This is a genomic window from Sneathiella marina (assembly GCF_023746535.1).
GTDB lineage: Bacteria > Pseudomonadota > Alphaproteobacteria > Sneathiellales > Sneathiellaceae > Sneathiella > Sneathiella marina.
In genome coordinates this window covers 146,862-166,248 of the sequence record NZ_CP098747.1, presented here as the reverse complement: position 1 = coordinate 166,248, position 19,387 = coordinate 146,862, and the positions used below count along the sequence as shown (strand labels likewise).

Sequence of the window (19,387 nt, the reverse complement as noted above, 5' to 3'; positions counted from 1 at the left end):
ATACTCCTGCTAATACGCTAACGCCTCAGACTAAATTAATTCACCAGAATCTATTGTCTTCATATCTTTTTTATTGCTCTTCTTCGTTATCTGAATTTGCCGGCTGTTGACACTCGGTGTCGGTAAAAGCAAATCGATATGAAGAAGCCCATTATCAATCTCAGCACCGGTCACCTCAATTCCTTCTGCAAGAACAAATTTCTTTTTAAACTGTCGTGCAGCAATTCCACGGTGCAAAAAAACGCGATCTTTTTCTTCTCTTTGCTTACCATGAATGATTAGCTGGTTTTGTTCCAGCGTTATTTGCATATCTTCTTCACTAAATCCGGCGACGGCAAGCGAGATCCGCAGCGCATCCTGGCGAACTTGTTCAATATTGTAAGGAGGATAACCTTCACCACCGGACTTGGAGAGCTGCTCTAGCATCTGCTCGAAATGATCGAATCCAAGCATCAGCGGATTATTAAAAGTCGACATTCTTGGCATTCCTCTCCTCCTCAAACGAGCGAGTGACTATTTGGGTTATACAAAACACCCAAAATCGGCCCTAAAGAGGCACCGACTTCTTTATATGTAGGGATTTTATTGCACCGCATCAAGGTTGCGCTTCACAAATATCGCGAACAGGCTATAACACAGAAAACAATTACAAAAATAAAGGCTGACCCGGATATGACTTTCGACCCCCACAAACAGGATCTTAAAATTGGTATTGTCGGCGCGGGCGCCATGGGACGGGGCATCGCACAGGTTTCCGTAACCGGTGGCATGCAGGCAATTATCTTTGACGCCGCAGACGGTGCTGCCAGACTCGCCGTTGATTTTATCTCAGGCATGATAGGCCGGTCCGTGGAAAAGGGCCGTCTGCAAAGTAACGAGGGTCAAGCCGCCATAGATCGATTGCAGGTTGCCAGTACCCTTGCGGATTTAAAGGATTGTGATCTTGTCGTTGAGGCTATCGTTGAAAATATCGATATCAAACAATCGGTCTTTCAGCAACTCGAAGAGGTCGTCCGGCCTGACGCGATTATTGCATCGAATACGTCCAGTATCCGCATTTCCTCCATTGCCTCGGCCTGTACTCATCGTGGACGCGTTGCCGGCCTGCATTTCTTTAACCCTGTTCCTTTGATGAAACTTGTTGAAGTCATCAATGGTACGGATACAAGTGCGGATGTCACTCAAGCTTTAGAAGTCATTGGCAAGCGTATGGGCCGTGTCCCCGTGGTTGTGAAGGATGCGCCTGGATTTCTGGTTAATCTTGGTGGCCGGGCATATACGACAGAAGCCTTGAGAATCGTCTCGGAAGGCGTCGCGACGCCCTTCGAAGTGGACGCCATCATGCGAGACGCCTGCGGCTTCCGCATGGGTCCGTTTGAACTGATGGATCTCACTGGAATTGATGTTAATTTCCCGGTCAGCCAGATTATTTACAAAGGGTATTTTCAAGACAAGCGTTTATCCACTTACCCACTTCACGAAAGTATGATGGAAGCCGGACGATTGGGCCGAAAAACAAAAGCCGGGTTTTACGAATATGATGACAACGGCACCATTATTCGACCTGAAGTCGATCCGGCCCTTGAGGGTGAGGCGGCAAAACGTGTTTATTTGGCAGAACCGTCAGATGCCCTGCAGACTCTCCTTCGCGATCTCGGGGTCAGTATTCTGGATGAAGATGACGGCACGTCGCCAATTCTTGCCGATCCCATTGGCGAAGATTGCACATCACTCGCCCAGAGACTTGAGTTGGATGCAAAAAGATTAGTCGCAATTGATACCCATACCGGAGTGTTCAGTCGAGCCACTGTTATGGCTGCGCCTGGCGTAAATGAAAATATTATGTCATCGGTTATTACTATGCTTAAAGGCGCAGCAGCCGCTGTAACGAGAATTAAGGATAACCCGGGGTTTGTTGCTCAGCGCATTCGCTCAATGATTGCCAATCTAGGCTGTGAAATGGCCCAAATTGGTATTGCAACACCAGAAGATATCGATAAAGGAATGAAACTGGGCCTGAATTATCCTCTCGGCTCCGTAGAACTTGCCGAGAATATGGGGACACAAAACACCTATCAAATACTGGAGCAGCTCCAGAAAATTACCGGTGAGGAAAGATATCGGCCCAGTCAATGGCTCCGACGCCGGGCCATTCTTAATCTACCGATACACACGCCGGACTGATCAGCAAGGTGCGGCCATCATCTACTGAACCGGATTTTCCGTTTCATGATCAACAGCCATGGCCGCCATTTCCTGCAGGGCACCTGCCGCATTGCCGCCGAGGCTTGTTTCTACAGCCTGCATCATGGTTGCAATAACACCGGCGGTGAAATGCTCACGCTCCAATCCGGCCTCAACACAATCCTGCAGGGCCATATCCATATATTTAGTGATGATCTCGGCCGCTTTTTCCAGCTTAACACGTGTATCATCATCGGGAAGGGTATCAAGGGGTGTCTCAGTCACAGGCTTTCCAATTCAGTTACGGTTTTGAGTAACGCAGACATACGCATTTAAGGGTGCAATCGCAATGTTATTAGTGAATTTTGTCCAATAGAATGGGCTTGCCATGTTCAGTATGTTCAGACGCATGTCGCCATTCTTCCTTTCGGTCCGCCAGTTGTGCCGTCGTCAACAGATCCTTTCGAGCCACAATCTTTTCCAGGGCAGCAAGCCAACACAGGTAATAGCCTTCGTTGCCGCGCCCCTCTCCTGCCAGCGTCGCGGCCTCAATTTCCGCGCCAAAAATTTCCGCCCATTCGGACCAGCTAAACTGCCCTTGCTCGTTTAACTTGACGGTCATGGCAAAAGCCATAGCCTGCCAGGGCTCATCAAAGACCGGACCATCGGTATCGCGCGGTATATCTATCTTCTCGAGCGCCCAATCCAGTTCTCCCCCGCTCTCAGTCATTGGATGCATCCTCCAGATGATCATTCCACAGGTCGATATAGATGACGTCACCCGGCGTACCCTCTGCGCCCCATAATTCTTCTGACGAGAATTTTACGTTATAAAGATGCTGTGGCTTGTCAGGGCCGTGGGCATTTGCATCGGGAAACACATGGACACCATAAGCCGCGTGAACAACTCCTGTATGACCGCGTGCATATCGCGGCAGCCGTGTGTGACCTGCCGGATGAATGTTTTTCGCCCGGACAATTTGCCCTACGGAGAAAGCCGGGGCTATGTCCAGATCAACAACGTAAGTAGCCCCTTTACTCATAACGGTATCGACATTCTCTGCGCTCAGGGCGGGCTTTGGTGTTGTCACCGGCTGAGGCGCCATGGCGCCAGACAATTCTTCTTCGCTGATCAGCCCCTTTTCCAAGAGCGTACGGGTCAACCCGTCAAGCCAAATTTCATAATAGCTACTCCCCAGGTAATCCGCTGGCGCCATACGTTCACGAGCATGCCGGCTTTCGTCGATATTCCGCACGCCAAGGGCACTGATCGCATTGTTCAGGGCAAACATCCGCTTTTCCCAGTCGCCGTGAAAAACGGGCTCATTTTCTTCTGTTTCTACTGGGCCCATTCCATGCATACCGCCCATATCATGTACACCATCCATGTTATGCCTCCTCCCGGTTTACGGGGGTTTTGGCTTTTGTCACACCGATCATACTGTCGCGTGTCACCAGATCTGCAAGATCCTGTTCTGAAAATCCTTCAGTCCCTTCGGGGCGGCGGGGAATAACCAAATACCGGGTTTCTGCTGTGCTGTCCCAGACCCGTACTTCCGATGAAGCTGGAAGTTCCGTGCCAAATTCCTGCAAGACCTTACGGGGTTCGCGTACTACCCGCGAACGGTAAGGCGCAGACTTGTACCAAACAGGCGGGAGTCCCAAAACCGGCCAGGGATAACAGGAGCATAACGTGCACACGACGACATTATGGACATTTTCAGTATTCTCTACGGCAACCAGCTCCTCACCTTGCGCGCCAGAAAATCCGAATTCCGCAATGGCTGTCGAACCATCTTTCAGCAATCTTTGCTTATAATCTTCATCAATCCAGGCCCGGGCGACAACTTTTGCGCCATTTTGCGGGCCGATCTTCTTTTCATATCGCTCCACCAAGGCATCAAGAGCGGCCGTTTCAACTAACCCTTTCTCAACTAACAGAGATTCCAGACTTTTTACCCGAAGAACTGTATCCGGTAAGGGGTCATTATGTTTGTGATCATGGGCCATATGAGGTTCCTCGAAACGTTCAAAACGTCTTTCTTCACTTTTCGTTAATGCGCCATCTGCGAATATAGGCTGGAAACTTGCGGAGTACAAAAGCAAACTGACGATAAAATTTATTGATGCCGGAAACAAGGCCCGTTGAACGGATTGCCTTGCTCCCGACATCATTTTTATGTCAACTGGATCGCATTGGTGAATATGGGGCAAATGAAATGACCTGGATCAAGACAATCAGTTATGAAGATGCCGAAGGCAAACTCAAGAAATTATATGATCGCGTAAAAGGCCCGGATAATAACGTCGACAATATCATGATGGCGCATTCTCTTCGGCCCCACACCATGGAAGGTCATATGAGCCTTTACAAGCATGTGCTGCATCATTCCGCAAATACCCTGCCTAAATGGAAACTTGAAGCACTTGGTGTTTATGTCAGCTTGATCAACGAATGTATGTATTGCGTAGAGCATCATTTTGAAGGCCTGAAGCGACTTGTTAAAGATGACGAATTCGCGGAAAAAATTAGAAGTGCGCTAACGGCCGGCTTACCGGAACAGGTATTTGACGGTCCCGATCTGGCAATGATGCTGTATGCCAATGTGCTAACCACCCGCCCGGCCCATATAGATGCCGCAATGATCAGCGAGCTGCGGCTTTCGGGGCTGGATGACGGCCAGGTTCTGGAGATCAACCAGGTTGTCGCCTATTTTTCTTATGCCAACCGCACTGTTCTGGGGCTTGGCATTAACACGGAAAATGATATCATCGGCTTATCACCAAACAACTCCGATGAGCCAGATAACTGGAATCACGCATAAGCACTTGTTGGGGGAAACATATAAGATGAGGAAAACTCATGAATTTATACGACCTCAAAGCCTCTCCCAATGCCCGCCGTGTGCGAATTTTCCTAGCTGAAAAAGGCGTCGAAATCCCGTCGCAGGATATAGACTTATCGACAGGCTTTCATAAATCTCCGGAATATCTGGAGAAAAACATCCTGGGGCGCATGCCGCTTCTTGAGCTGGATGATGGAACCTGTATTTCGGAAAGCCATGCCATCTGCCGTTTTCTGGAAGAAGAATATCCCACGCCACCGCTAATGGGCCGGACACAAATCGAGAGGGCGCAAGTCGAAATGTGGAACCGAAGAATGGAACTTGAGCTACTCTATCCGCTTATCAATATATTTACCCATTCACACCCCATGTGGAAGGACCTCAGAACACAAGTACCGGACTGGGCTGCGGTTTGTAATACCCATGCCACAGAAACCCTCGACTGGATGGAAACGGCATTGGAAGGGCGCGAGTTTCTGGCCACTGACGATTACACAATCGCCGACATCACCGGGCAATGTGCCGTTCTCATTGGCAAGGCGGTCGGCGTTCGCGTGCCAGAGACACATTCGAACCTGAGCGGCTGGTGGACCCGGGTTACCAGCAGGCCGACTGCCAGAGCATAAGTTACCTCTGCCTCACGTTTTTTGGCGGAATTTTTGATCCCGTTCGGCGCTTAGCCGAATATCATTCAATGCGACTGCAGCCTCGGATATGTGATCTGCCCCCCAGAATCCGTCATTGTACGAAAGAAACGACCCAGTGCTTGACACGGTCACCATTGTACCTAAATTTCCCGGAACCCATCTTTGTTTGTCTTCCTGATAAGGATTAGATGCACGGTTCTTGCTGACCCGTAGTTGAATATCACCGCGGTCACCGCTTCTGCGGATGAGCTTGTACTCCGTGATATCCGCTGGATGGAAAACGGTTTCCCGGACGCGCAATCCCTTTTCCAGGATGACCGCTCTTTGGTCGGTGACAAAATACGCCGTACGCGATCCCCGCCAAAGATAACGCAGCGGCGTCAAGGCCAGCCATAGCGATCCGAAACCCAACAAGGCTTCCGGAAGCCGAATGTCTCCATAGTCTGGGATTGATCGCCAAATCAGGAACAGAAACACACAAAGAAAGCACCCCACTACGCAAAACCAGGCATTGAACATCAGGACACGGGCGCGCGCCGGCTGTCCGGCCCAAAGAACTTTCTCTTCAGGCCACAAATAATTTTTCCTGAAATACTCTGCTGCCGGAGAGTCAAACTTTGGCGAGGCCAATTTGCATTCCCTGTTAATTCAAGTAAGTATAGTATATGCGCAATAGTTAAATCTATTCTGGAGCATAAATAATGAAAAATCCACTGCACAGAGAAATTACAATCGACGAAATAGAGACATTTCAAAAAGAGGGCGTAATTTGCCTGCGAAATTTCTTCAATAAGGAATGGGTGCACCGAATTCAGGATCTGGTAGAAGAGGACATCGCCCATCCATCAGGCATGGTGAAAAGTATTGATGCGGAAGACTCAACCGGATTTTTCTTTGGAGATACCTTTGTGAGCCATCATCTGGAAGGATTTCGGGATGCTGTTTTCAACTCACCTGCTCCCTTGATCGCCGCGTCCTTGATGAAGGCCAACAAGGTAAATTTACTGTTTGACCAGATATTGGTGAAGGAACCAGATACATCGACCCCAACGGCATGGCATCAGGATTACACCTATTGGCCCGTTGCCGGTGAGCAAGTATCGACCCTTTGGCTAGCGCTTGATCCGGTAACATATGATAGCGGTGCAGTGGAATATGTGCGTGGCTCTCACCGATGGAACCAAAAATATCTGGCCATCAGTTTTGACCCGAGCCAGACATATGAAGAAGAGCTCCCGGAAGTACCCGATATTGAAAATAATCGATCAGACTATGACATTGTTTCGTTCGAGCTGGAGCCGGGAGACTGCACAATTCATCATGGGCTTTTATTGCATGGCGCCCAACCCAACAAATTGAAGAATGTTCGTCGCCGGGCCTACATTCAACGCTGGACCGGTCACGACGTCACTTATAATCCGCGGCCTAATCTTCAGAAAATGCTTCGCGACCCGTTAATTCCAGCGGGCGGACCGCTGGATAGTGATCTATTCCCCGTTGTCTGGGCGCGTTAGATGTTTTTACTTGGAATTTAAGGCTATTGTTTCATCAGCGAAAAGGCTTTCAAGAGCATCGAGTCCCTGGTTGAGAGCGGCGAAATTGGTTTCCCCCAACCTGGCAATCATGTCCGTTTCGATTTTTAGCATTTTTGGTACAAGTATTTCATAGGCTTTCTGGCCAGCCGGCGTCAGCGCCAGATGCTCCAGCCGCCGATCCTTATCATCCTGGTTGCGGATCAGCCAGCTTCTTTTCTCAAGCGCATACAGGGCTCGGCTGACTTTCGTCTTATCCATGGTGGAAAAATGCGCAATTTCTGTAGCGGTCATCGTTCCCTGCTGCCCAAGCAATGCAAACGCCCGCCACTCAGGTCTGCTCAGTCCGTATTCTGATTTATAAGCCTGGCTGGCATTTTTGCTCAAGCTGTCGGCCAACCGATTGAGCCGATATGGCAAGAACTGCTCGAGAACAAGGCTCATGCTGAAAAATCCCTTGATAGTTACATTTACAACTGTTACATATGATACCAATTACATGTAAGAAGATCAACAAGGATTATGGGCATGAAACTCAGCTATATGTCTGGCTTTGGCAACGAAATGGAATCCGAAGCCCTGCCCGACGCATTGCCAAAAGGCCAGAATAGTCCGCAAAATTGCGCTTATGGCCTCTATGCTGAGCAAATCTCGGGCACCGCTTTTACGGCACCACGCGCGACAAATGCCCGTTCCTGGCTATATCGCATGCGACCATCCGTTCGTCATACGGCGCATTTCTCGCCTGTTTCCTATCCGAATTGGCTATCTCCCCCGTCCACGGGTGATCACGATTTACCGATTGGCCAGTTTCGCTGGAATCCGGTGCCCTTACCCAGCACGAAAACGACTTTTCTCAACGGCGTAAAAACAATGACCACGGCGGGTGATGTCCGGTCGCAGTCAGGCATGGCCTCCCATACCTACGCGTTCAATGACAGCATGACAGATGATTATTTCTTTAATGCCGATGGCGAGATGCTCATCGTCCCCGAACAAGGCAGGTTGGAAATTCAGACAGAGCTTGGGATTCTGGAAGTTGAGCCTGGGGAAATCTCTATCCTTCCCCGTGGTATAATGTTTAAGATGGGCTGTGTTGATGGCGCTGCCCGCGGTTACATTTGTGAAAACTACGGCGCCCGGTTTACATTGCCGGAACGCGGACCAATCGGTGCCAACGGTCTCGCTAATCCGCGAGATTTCCTGAGCCCGGTCGCCGCTTATGAAGAGAAAGATACGCCCTGTTCCGTGCAGGTGAAATGGGGCGGGAAATTCTATCAGACTGATATTGGCCATTCACCTTTGGATGTAGTTGCCTGGCATGGTAATTTTGCGCCCGTTAAATACGATTTACGACTATTCTGTGCCGTCGGCGCCATTTTGTTTGATCATCCGGACCCTTCGATTTTCACTGTTTTAACAGCACCTTCAAACGAGCCGGGAACTGCCAATGTCGATTTTGCAATCTTTCCAGCAAGATGGATGGTTGCGGAAAACACATTCAGGCCACCCTGGTACCATCGCAACATTATGAGCGAGTTCATGGGACTGATTTACGGACAATATGACGCCAAGGAAGAAGGGTTTGTGCCCGGCGGCATGAGCCTGCATAATATGATGCTGCCGCATGGCCCCGATGCCGAAGGCTTTCTCAAAGCAACAACGGCCGACCTGACACCGCAAAAACTGGAAAACACCCTGGCGTTTATGTTCGAAACCCGCCTGCCCCAACAAATAACGGCGTTTGCGGCCAATCTTGAAACACTGCAACCAGATTATATTGACTGTTGGTCCGGTTTGGAAAAACGGTTCGACGGCACAAAAGAAGGAAAGAAATGAAACTCGCCAGTTTGAAAAATGGGTCACGAGACGGCCAGCTCGTGGTTGTAACGTCGGATTTAAGTCGATACCAACCCGTTTCGGAGATTGCGCCGACCCTGCAAGCTGCCCTTGATGACTGGCAGGCGAAAGCACCATTGCTTGCGCAAGCTGCCAAAGAGCTCGAGAACAACGCAAATACCGGAGAGCCTTTCAAGGAGGAAACTGCCCATTCACCGCTACCGCGGGCCTATCAATGGGCAGACGGATCAGCTTACGTCAATCACGTCGAACTGGTACGCAAGGCCCGTAAAGCCGAAATGCCGCCTTCCTTTTGGACCGATCCGTTGATGTATCAGGGCGGATCAGACAGCTTTCTGGCACCCCATGACCCCATAATAATGGCGGAGGAAGCGTATGGTATCGATATGGAAGGCGAAATTGCCGTAATTGTCGATGACGTCCCCATGGGTGCAGATCTGGACCGGGCGGCGTCAGCCATTCGTTTGATTATGATCGCCAATGATGTCTCTCTTCGCGGCTTAATCCCTGCCGAGCTTGGCAAGGGCTTTGGCTTCTTTCATGCCAAGCCATCCAGCGCCTTTTCACCTGTCGCCGTGACGCCAGATGAGTTGGGATCGAATTGGCAGGACAACAAGCTCTCATTGCCGCTGATGGTGGATTATAATGGTGCGCCATTTGGAAAAGCCAATGCAGGTATTGACATGACCTTCAATTTCGCCGAACTCATCCGGCACGCGGCTAAAACGCGGCCGCTCTGTGCCGGTACGATCATTGGCTCGGGGACTGTCTCAAACAAACTGGGGGACGGTCCGGGTAAATCCATCTCCGAAGGGGGAGCAGGATATGCCTGTATAGCTGAAATACGGATGATCGAAACCATCGAAACAGGTGCAGCTATCACGCCTTTCATGAAATTTGGTGATACGGTCCGTATTGAAATGCTCGATGCCTCTGGCAACTCCATTTTCGGGGCTATTCAGCAGACTGTTGAAAAATATGCGCCAAAAGAAACGGATTAGGGAAAAGGACATAACATGAGCAAGGCATTTGCCTCACAAGGCGATATGGAAGAAAAAACAATCTCTTTTACGGAAATTGGTAAAGATCTGTGGGCCTTTACTGCGGAAGGGGATCCCAATACCGGCGTCATCATTGGTGATGACAGTGTGATGGTTATTGATACGCAAGCGACGCCGCGCATGGCGAATATGGTCCTGGAGAAAATCAGGACAGTGACCGATAAGCCGGTAAAATATGTGGTGCTTTCACATTATCACGCTGTCCGGGTTCTTGGGGCATCCGCCTATGGCGCAGAACAAATCATTGCCTCGGATAAATGCCGCGCCATGGTCGCTGAGCGTGGACAGGAAGACTGGGATAGCGAATTTGAGCGCTTTCCCCGCCTTTTCGAAGGCCATGAAGACATTCCAGGCCTCACCTGGCCAACACATACCTTTTCAGACAGAATGACCGTTTATCTTGGCAACCGACGCGTCGACCTGATGCATTTGGGGCGGGCTCATACGGCCGGCGATGTCGTAACTTATGTGCCGGATGCGGAAGTCCTGTTTTCCGGCGATGTAGTTGAGTACCACTCCGCCTGTTATTGCGGCGACGGCCATTTTGGCGATTGGGGCACCACATTGGATGCCATCGCGGCGTTCAAGCCTAAATCCATTGTTCCCGGACGAGGCGCCGCCTTGGTCGGGGACGAGTTAGTTGCCGCCGCGCTGAACAACACCCGTGATTTCGTGGAAAGCACGTATCGTCCAGCAGCAGCGGTTGCCGCCCGCGGTGGATCGTTGAAAGAAGCCTGGGACGCTGTACGCGCAGAATGCGATCCAAAATTCGCCGACTATGCAATTTATGAACATTGCCTGCCATTTAATGTCGCCCGCGCATATGACGAGGCAAGGGGTATCGATACGCCGAGGATTTGGACAGCCGAACGCGACAAGGAGATGTGGGCCTCACTGCAAGGATAAAATCATGCCGCATTACCAGGGAATTCGGTATCCATTCGTTACGCCACCTGAACTTCGCGGGGAGGCTTCAACCCGCTATCCCGTAGCAATCGTTGGCGCGGGACCCATCGGTCTCGCGATGGCCATTGACCTGGCGATGCACGGGATCCGTTCCGTTGTCCTCGACGATAATAATGTGGTCTCCGTCGGTTCCAGGGCCATTTGCTGGGCGAAGCGAACACTCGAAATATTTGACCGGCTTGGTGTCGCGGATAGGATGCTGGAAAAAGGTGTCACCTGGAAGGTGGGCCGACTGTTTCATGGCGAGAACGAAGTTTATAATTTCGATTTACTGCCCAATGATAGTCACAAGATGCCCGCCTTTATCAATCTTCAGCAATATTATGTTGAACAATATCTGGTGGACCGCACAGCAGAGTTTCCTGACCTCATTGAAGTTCGATGGTTGAGCAAGGTCGTCGGGGAAGACATTGGGCTGGATCAAGTGACTTTGCAGGTTGAAACCCCTGAAGGAACCTATGATCTGGCAGCCGATTATGTGCTCGCCTGCGATGGCGCGAAATCTGCTATCCGCGACAGAATGGGCTTGGCGTTTAAAGGACAGCATTTTGAGGAACGCTTTTTAATCGCCGATGTGAAAATGGCAGAAAGCCCCTTCGACGAGGAAGACACCCATGAGCGCTGGTTCTGGTTTGAGCCGCCTTTTCACCAGGGGCAGTCTTCATTGCTCCATAAGCAACCTGACAATATCTATCGCATCGATTTGCAACTGGGGCCGGATACAGACCCGGTGGCGGAAAGCAAGCCGGAGAATGTTATTCCGCGCATCAAGGCAATTGTCGGCGATCGTCCTTTCGAACTGGATTGGGTCAGCGTTTACAGTTTCACATGCGCAAAACTCGATCAGTTTGTCCATGGCCGCGTGATTTTTGTCGGTGACAGTGCCCATACGGTCTCGCCGTTCGGTGCACGCGGCGGTAACGGCGGCATTCAGGACGTGGACAATCTGGGCTGGAAGCTTGCTGCTGTCTTGCAGGGCCGGGCTGAACCCGTCTTACTTGACAGCTATGATGAGGAACGGAGTATCGGCGCACAGGAAAATATCAAGAACTCTTCGCGCGCCACAAATTTCATGACACCCAAATCGAAAATGGAGCGTATATTCCGCAACGAAATCCTGAAACTCGCAAAAGATTACCCCTTTGCCCGAACCCTGGTGAATTCAGGTCGGTTGTCCGTGCCTTGTTCCCTTGCCGGGCTTTCGCTCCAAACCAAGTCAACATCTACACGTGGCCTGACCCCAGGTACACCTTGCCCGGATGCCGCGCTCGAGCAAGCAGGGGAGAATAGTTGGTTGCTCAATCATCTGGGGGGTGAGTTTGTTCTTTTGACAATCGGTAGTTCTACACATGAGCTTGATCTGACTGGTGCGCGTCATCTGCATGTAACGACGGATGCCGGCGGCACCGGATTATATGATTGTGAGGGGAATGTGGCGCAACAATATGGTAATGATTTGGCCTATTTGATCCGGCCTGACCAGCATATTGCAGCATGCTTTGGGTTAGAGGAAACAGAAAAGCTGTTGCCATCCCTGCACCGCGCACAGTCAAGTGAACCCCTGGAGGCCGCGCAATGACATACCGGGAAATTGGTGAAGATAACCTTCAAGAATATCGGGATGATTTCTACGAACTATTGCTCAGAGCTCATGAAAATCTGAGTGATGACGATTCTGCTGCCCTGAATGCCCGCCTGGTCCTTCTTCTCGCAAATGAAGTGGGTGATTTTGACATCCTTAAAAAAACACTTGAGGGCGCCGTGGCGCCATAATGTGGGAGCCAACATATGAGCGATATTGTTCTGTATGACTACTGGCGGTCTTCAGCCAGTTATCGCGTGCGCATTGCGCTCAACCTGAAAAAACTCACTTTCCAATCCAAAGTGGTGGATCTTGCCGCGGGCGAGAAATTGTACAGCCATAATCCACAAGGCTATGTCCCCGTTTTGATGATGAAGGGTAAGACGCTCACCCAATCGCTGTCCATCATCGAATATCTTGATGAACTTTATCCAACGCCGCCTTTGCTTGGTGAAACCGCGGACGCCCGGCAAAGCGTACGCGCCTTGGCCCATTTGGTTGCCATGGATATTCATCCCGTTTGCAATCTCAACGTAGTCAATTATGCGGCGGATCTCGCAACCAGCAGCAATCCCGTTAAAGTAGACTGGATGAAGCATTTTATTGGAAAAGGGATGACGGCCCTCGAACAACTCATCAACGACGCAGGAGCTGGGCCGTTCTGCTATGGGGATTGCCCAACCCTTGCCGATATTTGCCTGATGCCACAGATTTATAACGCGGACCGGTGGGGATTTGATATCTCATCACTTAAGCGAATTTCCGAAATTGGTCAGCGATGTGCGGAAATCGAGGCCTTCCAAAAAGCTCACCCTGACGCCGTTCGGTAAACAAACTTGCTTCTGCGCTTGCCCCCTTGCCTGCGATCTGTTGCCCCTAAAAAGAAATCCATATATCTTTTTCAATTGGGATAAAAAGGGAGGCTGCATGTCACATAGATTTCGGTTAAGTGGCGAAAAACGTCAACGACATCTGGATGCCATAGCGAAACGGTTACCAGCTCACCTTGCACGACTGTCCTGGTCCGCCGAAACTCTCAAGCAGGAACGGCAAAAGGGGCTGCGGTCCCTGTTAAAGCATGCAACCGAAAATTCCCCATGGCACAAGGATCGATTAAGCAACATTGATATTGATACATTTCAGGAGAAAGATTTGGAGTCTCTGCCCATCATGACCAAAGGGGATGTTATGGGAAACTGGGATCAGATTGTCACGGATGCACGGCTGACCCTGGAAGGCGCCAATAACCATATCACCCAAAAGCTGCGGGATCCCGAAGCCCCCTACTATTACCTGGACGATTATGAAATTTTTGCAACGGGGGGATCCACAGGCTCCCGCGGTGTCTTCGTCTGGGGATGGGATGAATTTATTGAGATTGCCTGTGCGACATTTCGCTATCAAATGCGGGATGAACCGACTGAAACCCTGACCGGAGATCACTTACTTGCCGTCGTTGAAGCTGGCGAAACCGTTCATGGCAGCCCTTTTTTATTTTCAGTCACGCCCTACCCGGATTTGGCGGTGGAATGGTTTCCTGCGGCAACCCCAATGACAACACTTGTCAGCCAGCTCAACAAAGCGCAGCCATCACAAATTAACGGTTTTTCTTCCGCCATACAGGAACTCGCGATTGAGGCAGTGGCGGGCAATCTGGATATTTCACCGCACCGCGTCTCATCCAACTCGGAACCCCTGCTGCCCGAAGCCAGAATCGCTGCCAAAGAAGCCTGGGGGCTGGAAATCAATAATATGTGGGGCTGCGTCGAAGTCGGTCATATCGGCGTGGAGTGTGATGCCCATCAGGGAATGCACATGACTGACGATATGGTGATCTGTGAATTTGTCGATCACGATAACCGACCAACGGACAATCCTGATGAAATTGATAAAATACTTGCAACATCTCTTTTTGGAACAAGCTTGCCGATGATCCGCTATGAAATTTCAGATATCGCCATTCCAAGTAAAAACCTGTGCAGCTGCGGATCCATCTTCCCTTTGATTGAGGAGGTCCGGGGACGCGCCGATGATGCCTTTATCTATGAGAACGATGTCAAAATTCACCCCCTGGTCTTCCGAACCCCCTTGGGACAACATCCCCAAATTGAGGAATATCAGGTCCGGCAGACGAAAACCGGTGCCATAATCTCCGTTGTTTCTGTCGGGGATGTTGATAAAACCCTTCTGGAATCTGATCTAGAATCAGCTTTGATCGCCCATGGATTGACCGCTCCGGAAATCATTGTGGAATTTGTCGAAACTGTTCAACGTCACAAAGAAACAGGGAAATTGCGTCGGTTTATCCCAATATAATTAGGAAGAGGCTGTCGAGTCCGGGCCGTCCCATTGCCAAACCCGTTGGCGGCTTCCATTGGATTGCACATCCTGCAAGGGAAGCGGTCTAAATCCATTTAGCAGCTCGTTCGACGTTCCGACTGTCAATATTTCATCGACAATTGCATCGGAAGCAATAACTGCTTTTGAATGGGTAATTGACATTTTCTCAAGATGGCTCACAACCGAAATCGCCTCACCTTTAATGCTTAATTGCCCGTCATTGAAAGCGTCACTATCTTCGATGGAGAGTTGACCATAATGCATGCCAATTCCAAACTTCAGATCTACCTCTTCCGGCAGCGCCTGATTGCTGCGCCATTGAGCGATTTCTTCCGTTAAGTCCCGGGCGCATTGCAAGGCATTGATGCTGTCATTCATATGCGCGTCCGGCAACCCGAAAATTCCGATAACACCGTCACCGCCGAAACTATTCGCGTAACCTGCATATCGGGAAACGGTTGCTTCAACAATACCTTGCAGGGAGTGCCGTATCTGCGCCAACCTGGTTGGCCCTAAAACGCTATTTGCCGCTTCGTACCCAGTCAAATCGACAAAGAGTAAGGCCACGTCAAAATGATAAGCGGCATCAGTCTTTTCACGCTCATCACCGGATGCGGCAAGATCTTCGTTGGCGGGCTCAGCAAGCCCCGGCGGTGTAACTGAAACAGGCGCAATCTCCGGATTTTCATCTGTTACCACGTCAACTGGCACATCAGCTTCTTCCGCGCTTTCTTCTACCACTTCACTTACTGTAGCTTTTGTAACTTCCACAAACGCGGTTTCGACATCGTCCATTACCTCATCAGCCTCTTCCTGCTGTGTGGTATCTACAACAGCTTCTACAGGCGATAACTCCGCCGGTTCCGACGGAATAGCTGGTTCAACTTCCTCTACTCCAGAGAGATGAAGTGTCTCTGTTGTTGTTGGTTTTCTTAAGAATAGAGGCTCTTCCACTACATCCGGCTCTGCGGTCTCTAGAATGTCTTCTTCAGCGTCCAACGGCTTGCTGGACCTGCTACTTTCAATATCTTCCTCCGTCACCAGAACGACGTCCGTAAGAACGAGTTCTTCTTCAGCAGATTGCATTTCCATTGCTTTTGCCAAAGCCGCCTCTTCTTCCGCTGCTGCAGCGGCTTCTTCTGCTGCAATAACATTTTTTGCCTTACGTACCCGCTCCGCAATCCAGGGAGCTGCATATTTGCTGGTATCTTTTTTCTCTGCTTCTTCTATTACCTGCAACCGCCTGTTGGTCACTTTCTTTGCTATAAACAAATAGACAGCGCATAAAATGACTGTCCCCAACGGAAAAGTCAGGTTAAGCCCCAGGTTAATCAGCGTAAAAGCTTTGAAATTGAGCACTGTAATGAGCGCACCCATAAGCACGCCCAATGTCAGAACAACCAAACCGCTGCGCAATGTTGCCAAAAGAGCGAAAAACACCCCAACAATCGCAATTAATATAATATCGAGAATTATGACCTGTTGTGACCGGTCTAGCGGATCTGCATTCAGCAGATTATCGATGGACGTTGCAAGAACTTCGATATTTGGAAGGGTTCGATCAAAAGGAGTCACGGATGTCGCTTGCTGATCCGCAGTAACGGCACCAAGCAGGACAATTCCGAACTTATCCTTTGAATTCGGTGTCTCAAGAATTTCCGAAAGGGTGCGATATTGATAGCTTCCCACTGGACCCCTATAATTCAATGCCATCTGCATGGAGGAGTCTGTTGGAATGTAATTGCTGCCTATTTGCAAACCAGATCCGAAGAATACGCTGACGTCAGTCGGAGCTATATTCATAAAGGACGTGGCGGCTTCAACCGCAAGAGAGGGTAAATACTCCCCTTTATAACCTAATACCGGATAAGCAAATTGACGATACATCGTTCCGTCATCAATAAAGGTTTCATGGCCTGGTGTCGTCACCGCAAGAATTTCACGGGATGGCGCCACGACAGCTTGCGGGTTCAAAGGTAATTGCGGGGCCGTATCATCACGAAATCGATAAACACGATATGCAGTTTCGTTGATGGCTTCGGGAATGTCTGTTCGATCTCCTGAATCGAGTGTAAATCTGTAAGGTGTGAGTATTCGGTCAGACTTGGACAAGGCTGAGATAAAAGCGTCGGATAATGCCGGGTCATTCCCGGTAAAATTACTTGCTGTAATGCGGTCCATCAACGTCTGATCAAAAACGATTATACTATTCTCATTCTCCGTCAGATGCTCAATTGCCTTGGTGACATTCGTCAATATGACGGAGGGAGTTGTTAGCCGTTCCTCTTCCAGAACAACAATTTGAATATTTCGATCCGCAGGGATCGGGCCGCGCACCATAAATCTTGCGGACAATAACTGATCTTCAGCCTGTCGGAGCACAAGAAGATGCCGGGCATTGATAAAGCCAACGACAATCGCGGCACAAATTCCAAGCACTATCATTGCCTGGCTCAGCCGGCTTATGGGAACTGGAAGTCTTTGCGCCATGTCCTAGACCGTTTTTAAGGCAGGGTTAAAAAACATATTCACGCGTCACGCACAGCATAAAAGTCAGTTGAACTACAAAAATTCACAATAATATCCATAAAGCAAGCCTATCATCATCAGGCTAAGTTACTACCCTTTTTTGAGTCAGCCTCAAAGATTTAAAGTATTACTTTTGAAAAAAACGAGAGGATTGTTCTTCTTTATTTATCCTCCGAAATGCAGGAAAGTACAAATCTACGATTTAGGCCAGGGAATTATAATATATAATGGATAATCATCAAAAAAATCACCCTCTCATCGACCCCGAAGAAATTGTCGAGGGGATTCTAGAGTGGGTCAAGATCGAAAGCCCGTCCACGGATCAGGCGGCTGTCAATGAAATGGCGACGCTGGTTGAGGCCCAATGCCTTGCTGCCGGTCTTGAAGTTGAACGGACTAGGGGGGAAGATGGATGGGGAGATCTTGTTCGGGCCCGTTCAGCGCATCCGGATGAGTCAACTCCGGGGATCCTGATCCTAAGCCATATCGATACCGTACATCCACTGGGCACCAAGGAGGGCGACAATCCCATACGGCGCGATGCAGACAAGCTCTATGGCCCCGGAATTTACGATATGAAGGCCGGCGCGTATCTTGCCTATTACGCCTATCGACATCTCTTACGGCAGGGCAACAGCCCGAAACTGCCGGTAACCTTCATGTTTGTGCCAGAAGAAGAGGTCGGCAGTCCCTATAGTCGTAAATATATTGAAGAAGAAGCCCGAAAAGCCAAATATGTTCTGGTGACTGAGCCAGCTCGCGACGGTGGAAAAATCGTGGTGGCCCGTAAAGGGTGGGGAAATTTCCAGCTGAAAACCACCGGAGTTCCTGCCCATGCCGGCGCCAAGCATGAAGACGGTCGCAGTGCCATCAAGGAAATGGCCCGCCAGATTCTGGATATCGAGAACATGACCGATTACCAACGTGGGATTTCCCTCAATGTAGGGTTGGTGGAAGGCGGCACGGGCACCAATGTAGTTCCCAGAGAATGCCATATCAATGTTGATATGCGTGTCAAAACCATGGCGGACGGAGAAGAGATGGTTGCGATCATACATGGCCTGAAAGCATATGATCCAGATGTATGTCTCACCATCGATGGCGGCATGAATCGGCCCCCCTTTGAAATGAACGACGAAACCGCCGCCTTGTTCGACATTGCACGGAACGCAAGCCTCGAACATGACCTTGATCTGCAATATACAACCATGACCGGCGGCTGTTCAGACGGTAATTTCACCGGAGCCATGGGGGTTCCAACCCTGGACGGTATGGGTGCTGACGGTGCCGGTGCCCATACCCTGGACGAATTTATCCTGGTCTCCTCGCTGGAGCCGAGAGCCAAAACCTGGGTGAAATTGCTTGAACGGCTTGAATAATTACTCGATTGAAGCGGCAACGTAACAATTGAAACATTAATCTCGAATTCCAGACATGGAGCTGAAACCAACACCCTTCATATTCAAATCATCAGAACAATAGGGGCTTTAGAAAAAAAGACACCCCCGATCTGACGATAAAAAGGAAGGACATTGGACATGACATACGCATATATAGAACATACTGAAACCCGGAACATCTCGATCGGCATAGTGGCGGTCTCAGTATTGTCCCGCATCGCGGAAATATTGTTTAGCACCTGTAAGTCGGTTCAGCAGAGATGGAGCTATCACAAGTCCGTTGCAGAATTTTCCGGTATGAATGACCACATGTTGCGCGGCATTGGCGTCCACCGGTCGGAAATTTCCGCAATCGTGGATCATGGAGCAGATTTATCCAAGGCACGGTATTATCGCTAAGCGGCGCGTCAGCGCCGCTTGCCCTTAGGGGCAAAAGACAA

The 19,387-nt window shown here is 49.9% G+C and carries 21 protein-coding genes; 13 read left to right on the top strand and 8 right to left on the bottom strand.

Annotated features, from left to right (window positions below; genetic code table 11):
* Positions 1–30: 30 nt before the first annotated feature.
* Complete coding sequence (locus NBZ79_RS00905; RefSeq protein WP_420854555.1) at positions 31–486, bottom strand: Hsp20 family protein; 456 nt, start codon at positions 484–486, stop codon at positions 31–33.
* Between the two features lie 186 nt (positions 487–672).
* Here NBZ79_RS00905 and NBZ79_RS00900 point away from each other — a divergent pair, with 186 nt between their 5' ends.
* Positions 673–2,184, top strand: coding sequence for a 3-hydroxyacyl-CoA dehydrogenase (locus tag NBZ79_RS00900; protein ID WP_251934621.1), 1,512 nt, complete (start codon positions 673–675; stop codon positions 2,182–2,184).
* 21 nt (positions 2,185–2,205) lie between these two features.
* On the opposite strand, the gene NBZ79_RS00895 is transcribed toward NBZ79_RS00900, so the two are convergent.
* The 4 genes from NBZ79_RS00895 to nthA all read right to left on the bottom strand — a co-directional run bounded on the left by NBZ79_RS00895 (position 2,206) and on the right by nthA (position 4,194).
* On the bottom strand, positions 2,206–2,469 hold the full coding sequence (locus tag NBZ79_RS00895) for a hypothetical protein (RefSeq protein WP_251934620.1): 264 nt from the start codon (positions 2,467–2,469) through the stop codon (positions 2,206–2,208).
* 70 nt (positions 2,470–2,539) lie between these two features.
* Complete coding sequence (locus NBZ79_RS00890) at positions 2,540–2,914, bottom strand: nitrile hydratase accessory protein (RefSeq protein ID WP_251934619.1); 375 nt, start codon at positions 2,912–2,914, stop codon at positions 2,540–2,542.
* Positions 2,907–3,572 carry a nitrile hydratase subunit beta gene (gene nthB, locus NBZ79_RS00885; RefSeq protein ID WP_251934618.1) on the bottom strand — a complete coding sequence of 222 codons (666 nt, stop codon included), beginning with the start codon at positions 3,570–3,572 and terminating at the stop codon, positions 2,907–2,909. The genes NBZ79_RS00890 and nthB overlap by 8 nt, the downstream gene beginning before the upstream one ends.
* 1 nt (position 3,573) lies before the next feature.
* Entirely contained in the window at positions 3,574–4,194 is a 621-nt protein-coding gene (gene nthA / locus NBZ79_RS00880; RefSeq protein WP_251934616.1) for a nitrile hydratase subunit alpha, read from the bottom strand.
* Positions 4,195–4,403: 209 nt separating this feature from the next.
* On the opposite strand from nthA, the gene NBZ79_RS00875 reads away from it, so the two are divergent.
* Positions 4,404–5,009 (top strand): carboxymuconolactone decarboxylase family protein, encoded by a 606-nt coding sequence (locus NBZ79_RS00875; protein WP_420854567.1) that lies wholly within the window; start codon positions 4,404–4,406, stop codon positions 5,007–5,009.
* Positions 5,010–5,047: 38 nt separating this feature from the next.
* Positions 5,048–5,656 (top strand): glutathione S-transferase family protein, encoded by a 609-nt coding sequence (locus NBZ79_RS00870; RefSeq protein WP_251934607.1) that lies wholly within the window; start codon positions 5,048–5,050, stop codon positions 5,654–5,656.
* Between the two features lie 12 nt (positions 5,657–5,668).
* Here the strand turns inward: NBZ79_RS00870 and NBZ79_RS00865 are convergent, their stop codons facing one another.
* Positions 5,669–6,307 (bottom strand): hypothetical protein, encoded by a 639-nt coding sequence (locus NBZ79_RS00865; RefSeq protein ID WP_251934605.1) that lies wholly within the window; start codon positions 6,305–6,307, stop codon positions 5,669–5,671.
* 71 nt (positions 6,308–6,378) lie between these two features.
* Here NBZ79_RS00865 and NBZ79_RS00860 point away from each other — a divergent pair, with 71 nt between their 5' ends.
* Positions 6,379–7,191, top strand: a complete 813-nt coding sequence (locus tag NBZ79_RS00860; RefSeq protein WP_251934603.1) for a phytanoyl-CoA dioxygenase family protein — start codon at positions 6,379–6,381, stop codon at positions 7,189–7,191.
* Between the two features lie 6 nt (positions 7,192–7,197).
* Here the strand turns inward: NBZ79_RS00860 and NBZ79_RS00855 are convergent, their stop codons facing one another.
* On the bottom strand, positions 7,198–7,653 hold the full coding sequence (locus NBZ79_RS00855) for a MarR family winged helix-turn-helix transcriptional regulator (RefSeq protein ID WP_251934602.1): 456 nt from the start codon (positions 7,651–7,653) through the stop codon (positions 7,198–7,200).
* 84 nt (positions 7,654–7,737) lie between these two features.
* Between NBZ79_RS00855 and hmgA the strand changes: the two genes are divergently transcribed.
* From hmgA to NBZ79_RS00820, 7 genes are all read left to right on the top strand, one after another.
* The gene (gene hmgA, locus NBZ79_RS00850) at positions 7,738–9,048 is read left to right on the top strand and encodes a homogentisate 1,2-dioxygenase (RefSeq protein ID WP_251934600.1); all 1,311 of its coding nucleotides are present in this window, start codon (positions 7,738–7,740) and stop codon (positions 9,046–9,048) included.
* Complete coding sequence (locus tag NBZ79_RS00845) at positions 9,045–10,070, top strand: fumarylacetoacetate hydrolase family protein (RefSeq protein ID WP_251934599.1); 1,026 nt, start codon at positions 9,045–9,047, stop codon at positions 10,068–10,070. The genes hmgA and NBZ79_RS00845 overlap by 4 nt, the downstream gene beginning before the upstream one ends.
* Before the next feature lie 15 nt (positions 10,071–10,085).
* Positions 10,086–11,036 carry an MBL fold metallo-hydrolase gene (locus NBZ79_RS00840; protein WP_251934597.1) on the top strand — a complete coding sequence of 317 codons (951 nt, stop codon included), beginning with the start codon at positions 10,086–10,088 and terminating at the stop codon, positions 11,034–11,036.
* Between the two features lie 4 nt (positions 11,037–11,040).
* On the top strand, positions 11,041–12,675 hold the full coding sequence (locus tag NBZ79_RS00835) for an FAD-dependent oxidoreductase (RefSeq protein ID WP_251934596.1): 1,635 nt from the start codon (positions 11,041–11,043) through the stop codon (positions 12,673–12,675).
* Positions 12,672–12,869 (top strand): DUF2783 domain-containing protein, encoded by a 198-nt coding sequence (locus NBZ79_RS00830; protein ID WP_251934594.1) that lies wholly within the window; start codon positions 12,672–12,674, stop codon positions 12,867–12,869. The genes NBZ79_RS00835 and NBZ79_RS00830 overlap by 4 nt, the downstream gene beginning before the upstream one ends.
* 15 nt (positions 12,870–12,884) lie before the next feature.
* Positions 12,885–13,508: a maleylacetoacetate isomerase gene (gene maiA / locus NBZ79_RS00825; RefSeq protein WP_251934592.1), complete on the top strand. Its 624-nt coding sequence runs from the start codon at positions 12,885–12,887 to the stop codon at positions 13,506–13,508.
* Positions 13,509–13,605: 97 nt separating this feature from the next.
* On the top strand, positions 13,606–14,994 hold the full coding sequence (locus tag NBZ79_RS00820) for a phenylacetate--CoA ligase family protein (RefSeq protein ID WP_251934591.1): 1,389 nt from the start codon (positions 13,606–13,608) through the stop codon (positions 14,992–14,994).
* Here NBZ79_RS00820 and NBZ79_RS00815 read toward each other — a convergent pair whose 3' ends face one another.
* Positions 14,995–17,508: a CHASE2 domain-containing protein gene (locus NBZ79_RS00815; RefSeq protein ID WP_251934590.1), complete on the bottom strand. Its 2,514-nt coding sequence runs from the start codon at positions 17,506–17,508 to the stop codon at positions 14,995–14,997.
* 266 nt (positions 17,509–17,774) lie between these two features.
* On the opposite strand from NBZ79_RS00815, the gene NBZ79_RS00810 reads away from it, so the two are divergent.
* Positions 17,775–18,926: a M20 family metallopeptidase gene (locus tag NBZ79_RS00810; RefSeq protein WP_251934589.1), complete on the top strand. Its 1,152-nt coding sequence runs from the start codon at positions 17,775–17,777 to the stop codon at positions 18,924–18,926.
* Between the two features lie 159 nt (positions 18,927–19,085).
* Entirely contained in the window at positions 19,086–19,346 is a 261-nt protein-coding gene (locus tag NBZ79_RS00805) for a DUF1127 domain-containing protein (protein ID WP_251934588.1), read from the top strand.
* Positions 19,347–19,387 lie beyond the last annotated feature (41 nt).